This window comes from Streptomyces sp. LS1784, from assembly GCF_020103755.1.
GTDB lineage: Bacteria > Actinomycetota > Actinomycetes > Streptomycetales > Streptomycetaceae > Kitasatospora.
This window is the reverse complement of the sequence record NZ_JAHSQD010000668.1, coordinates 1-4,023: the sequence shown is the minus strand read 5'-3', so window position 1 is coordinate 4,023 and position 4,023 is coordinate 1. Positions and strand designations below refer to the sequence as shown.

Below are 4,023 nucleotides of genomic sequence, written 5' to 3'. Positions count from 1 at the left end.
GGCGCCGGACCGCGGTGCGCGCTGGGCCGGCAGCGGACCGCCCGTCATCAGGGCCCGCAGCGCGCGCTCCTGTTCGCCGGCCAGCCGGCCGAGCTCCGCGAAGTCCACGCCGGAGCCCGCCCCCTCGCTCGCTTCCGCACCGCGCCGCTGGACCAGGGCGAGCACCTGGAGCACGCCGTCGTGGATGTCCCGGGAGAGCCGCTCTCGCTCCCGGGTGGCCGCCTCGACCTGGAGCGCCCGGGTGAGGGTGGCCTCGCTGGCCCGGGCCAGCTCGATCACGTAGCCGATCGCGCAGCCGGCCACCATCAGCAGCACGATGTTGTGGAGGTTGTCGCCGGTCGGCCCGCCGTGGCCGAGGATGTTGGCGACGCCGATCACCGAGCCCGAGGCCGCCGCCGGGCGCCAGCCGCCCTTCGCGGCGAAGCCGAGCACCGTGCCGGCCGCCCAGATGGTCGGCAGGGTGGGCGCGCCGTGGCTGATCCGGGCCGGGGAGTCGGTCAGGCCGCTCATCACGATGCCGGTGACGGCGAGGGCGAGGTCGGTGCCCAGGACGTACCAGGTGCAGCGCTGCGGATTGGCGAAGGCCCGGGTGCTGGCCAGGGTCCACAGGGTCAGCGCGCCGAGGAAGATCCAGCCGGCCACCGGGTGCAGGAAGTGCAGGTAGGAGTTGAAGTACCGCAGCAGGGCGTAGCACAGGGCCAGCACCCTGAAGTAGGAGATCGCCTTCCACAGCGGGAGCTCGACGGACATGCCGCCGGCCGCCACCGTGCCGCCGACCGCGCCGGTTCTGCCGCCGTCGTCCGTCATCCGCCCCGCCCCTCTCCTGGGCCCGTCCGGGCCGGCCGTGCGGCCGCCCTGACGTCTACTCCGGCTTCTCCGAGGTGCCCGGCTCGGCGGACTTCTCCGTCTTCTCCGCCTCGGCTGCCTTCTCCGCCTTCTCGGCCTCGGCGGCCTCCGCCTTCTCCGCCTTGGCCGCGGCCCGGCGCTCGGCGTCGGCCTTCTTCTTGTCCTCGGTGATCTGCCGCTTGGCGGCGGTCGCGTAGATGTCCACGTACTCCTGGCCGGAGAGCCGCATGATCTCGTACATCACCTCGTCCGTCACCGAACGGAGGATGAAGCGGTCGTTCTCCATGCCGTGGTAGCGGGAGAAGTCCAGCGGGCGGCCGATCCGGATGCCGGGGCGGATGCCGAAGCTGGGGATCACCTGGCCGGGCGGCTGCACCTTCTCGGTGTCGATCATGGCGACCGGGATCACCGGGGCACCGGTGGCCAGCGCGACGCGGGCCAGGCCGCCGACCTTGCCGCGGTACAGCTTGCCGTCGGGCGAACGGGTGCCCTCCGGGTAGACGCCGAACAGCTCGCCGCGTTCCAGCACCGCGATGGCGCTGCGGATCGCGGCCTCGCCGGCGCCGCGCACGCCCGAGCGGTCCACGGGCAGCTGGCCGACGCCCTTGAAGAACGCGGCGGTCAGCCGGCCCTTGAGGCCCGGGGTGTTGAAGTACTCGGCCTTCGCGATGAAGGTGACCCGGCGCTTGATCAGCGCGGGGAAGAAGAACGAGTCCGAGAAGGACAGGTGGTTGCTCGCGATGATCGCCGCACCCTCGGCGGGGATGTTCTCCTCGCCCTCGATCCACGGCCGGAAGAAGATCCGAAGCAGTGGCGCGACGATCATCTTCATCAGTCGGTAGAACAACCCGGGCCTCCTGTTATGCGGACCGGTCGATCCTAATGCCCCGCGGCCGTCCGGTGTGCCCGGCCCCGCCGTAGGGGCCGCGTCCGGCCTCCCGTAGGGGGTGTACGACCCGGCGCGGAGCGTGGGACGATGCGGTTTCGCAGCACCCCCCTCCCGCGTCCCTCCCCCAGCGCCACCCGCCCGCGAAGGAGTCCGCCATGCCGTTGCTGCCCGGTGCCGAGCCGTACCGCCACCATGGCGGACCGGTGGGGGTGCTGCTCTGCCACGGCTTCACCGGGTCGCCGCAGTCGCTGCGGCCGTGGGCCGAGGACCTGGCGGCGGCCGGGTTCACCGTCTCGCTGCCGCTGCTGCCCGGACACGGCACCCGTTGGCAGGACATGCAGCTCACCCGCTGGGAGGACTGGTACGCCGAGGTCGAGCGCGAGCTGCTGACGCTCGCCGAGGAGTGTGAGCAGGTCTTCGTCTGCGCGCTGTCGATGGGCGGCGCGCTGGCGCTGCGGCTCGCGGCGCTGCACGGGCCGACGGTCTCCGGCCTGGTGCTGGTCAACCCGTCGGTGCGCTCGGACACCCCTGCGAGTGTGCTGCTGCCGGTGCTGCGCCACCTGCTCCCCAGCGCGCCCGGAGTCGCAAACGACATCGCTCGGGCCGGTGCGACCGAGGTCGGCTACGACCGCACCCCGCTGCACGCCGCCTGGTCGCTGAGCCGGCTGTGGCGGGAGGTCCAGCGGCTGCTGCCGGAGGTGACCCAGCCGGTGCTGCTCTTCCACAGCCCGCAGGACCACGTCGTCTCGTCGGCCAACTCGGAACTGGTACTGGCCCGGATATCCTCGACGGACGTGACGGAGCGGCTGTGCCAGCGCAGCTTCCACGTCGCGACGCTGGACCACGACGCGGCGGAAATATTCGCGGCCTCCCAGGACTTCATCCGACGGCTGGCTCCCGCGCACGTGGCGGGCGTCACCCGGGTCGAATCCGACGATCACCATGGCTGAAGGGCCGGAAGTGCACGAGAGCAGCACGGCGGGCGGCGGGGACGAGACTCCCCGCGAGGACGGCGCGACCAAGGACGGCGGGACGGACGCCGCTGCCCCGGGCGGTACGCCGACGGACCGTACCGGCACGGACGGCGCCGGGACGCCCCCGCCCGTCAAGGACGCCACCGGGGACGCCGCCGGGCCCCAGGCCCCTGCCGAACGTCGTCCGCGCCGCGCGCCCGAGCGCAGCCAGGCCGAGCAGGACGAGATCTTCGCCGCCTTGGTGGCCCAGTTCGACGACCCGGTCGACCTGAACAACCCGAACTGGCCGGAGGTCGAGAACCTCCGGGCGCAGAACGAGCTCAAGGGCGGCCACAAGGACGGCAGCGGCGGCCGCGGCGAGCAGGACGACCTGTCCGACCTCGCCCCGAAGCCCCGTCCCCGCTCCGGCCGGCCGGTGATGCCGGCGGGCGGCGCGGGCCCGCGCGACTTCGAGCTGGCCGAGGAGACCGACGAGGGCCACTACGTCCCGCCGGAGCCCCCGCCCCTTCCGAGCGCCGACGTGACCGCCAAGTTCGCCTGGCTGGCGGTGCTCGGCGGCCCGGCCCTGCTGCTGGTCGACGCGGTGGTCTGGCGGGAGATCTCCGGCTGGCCCGCCTGGGTGGGCATCACCGCCTTCCTCGGCGGCTTCGTCACCCTGGTCGCGCGGATGAAGGACCGCGACGAGGACGAGCCGGAGGACCCGGACCACGGCGCCGTCGTCTAACTTCTCGGCCGACCACCCGGCCGGCTGCTCGGCAGTTCGAGGACGGCGAGCACGGGCAGGTGGTCGGTCGCGGCCCGCAGGTCGGCCTCGGTGACGCCGGGGAGCCCGTGCGGCACCCCGCAGCCGAGGACGGTGATCCCGGGCGTGGCGAAGACGGCGTCGATCCGCTGGTAGGGGCGCTCCGGTACGGAGGTGAACTCGCCTCCCCAGGGCGCGGTCGGGTACCCGTCCTGGAGCCGGGAGGCCAGCAGCCGCCGGCCCGGCCCGTCCGGGTGCTCGTTGAAGTCCCCGGCCACGACGCCGAGCTCGGCGATCGAGAGCTGGTCGAGCAACAGCTCGAACTGCCCGTACCGCTCCTCCTGGTCCAGGCTGAGGTGGCAGCTGGTGACGGTGAACGGCGCCGTGCCGGGCAGCCGCAGGAGCGCACTGGCGAAGCCCCGGGCGTGCAGGCCGCGGGTCTTGGGCAGCAGCCGGTCGTGCACCCCCAGCAGTTCCACCGCGCCGGGCCGGCCGAGCAGCAGCGGACCTGCGGCGGTGCGGCCGCCGCCGGCCAGCACGGCCGTCCCGGTGCTCCGGGCCGGCCGGGAGGC

The 4,023-nt window shown here is 73.7% G+C and carries 5 protein-coding genes; 2 read left to right on the top strand and 3 right to left on the bottom strand.

Going from position 1 to position 4,023, the window contains the following annotated elements; genetic code table 11:
• Both KS423_RS40145 and KS423_RS40140 read right to left on the bottom strand, forming a co-directional pair.
• On the bottom strand, window positions 1-807 hold an 807-nt coding region (locus KS423_RS40145; protein ID WP_224284669.1), incomplete at its 3' end, for a DUF5931 domain-containing protein.
• A gap of 55 nt (window positions 808-862) precedes the next feature.
• Window positions 863-1,678 (bottom strand): lysophospholipid acyltransferase family protein, encoded by an 816-nt coding sequence (locus tag KS423_RS40140; RefSeq protein ID WP_374120132.1) that lies wholly within the window; start codon window positions 1,676-1,678, stop codon window positions 863-865.
• 212 nt (window positions 1,679-1,890) lie between these two features.
• Between KS423_RS40140 and KS423_RS40135 the strand changes: the two genes are divergently transcribed.
• Window positions 1,891-2,685: a carboxylesterase gene (locus tag KS423_RS40135; RefSeq protein ID WP_224284667.1), complete on the top strand. Its 795-nt coding sequence runs from the start codon at window positions 1,891-1,893 to the stop codon at window positions 2,683-2,685.
• Window positions 2,678-3,433 (top strand): hypothetical protein, encoded by a 756-nt coding sequence (locus KS423_RS40130; RefSeq protein ID WP_224284666.1) that lies wholly within the window; start codon window positions 2,678-2,680, stop codon window positions 3,431-3,433. The genes KS423_RS40135 and KS423_RS40130 overlap by 8 nt, the downstream gene beginning before the upstream one ends.
• On the opposite strand, the gene KS423_RS40125 is transcribed toward KS423_RS40130, so the two are convergent.
• A partial coding sequence (locus KS423_RS40125; RefSeq protein ID WP_224284665.1) for an endonuclease/exonuclease/phosphatase family protein occupies window positions 3,430-4,023 on the bottom strand: 594 nt, incomplete at its 5' end. The two genes, KS423_RS40130 and KS423_RS40125, sit on opposite strands and share 4 nt — an antisense overlap.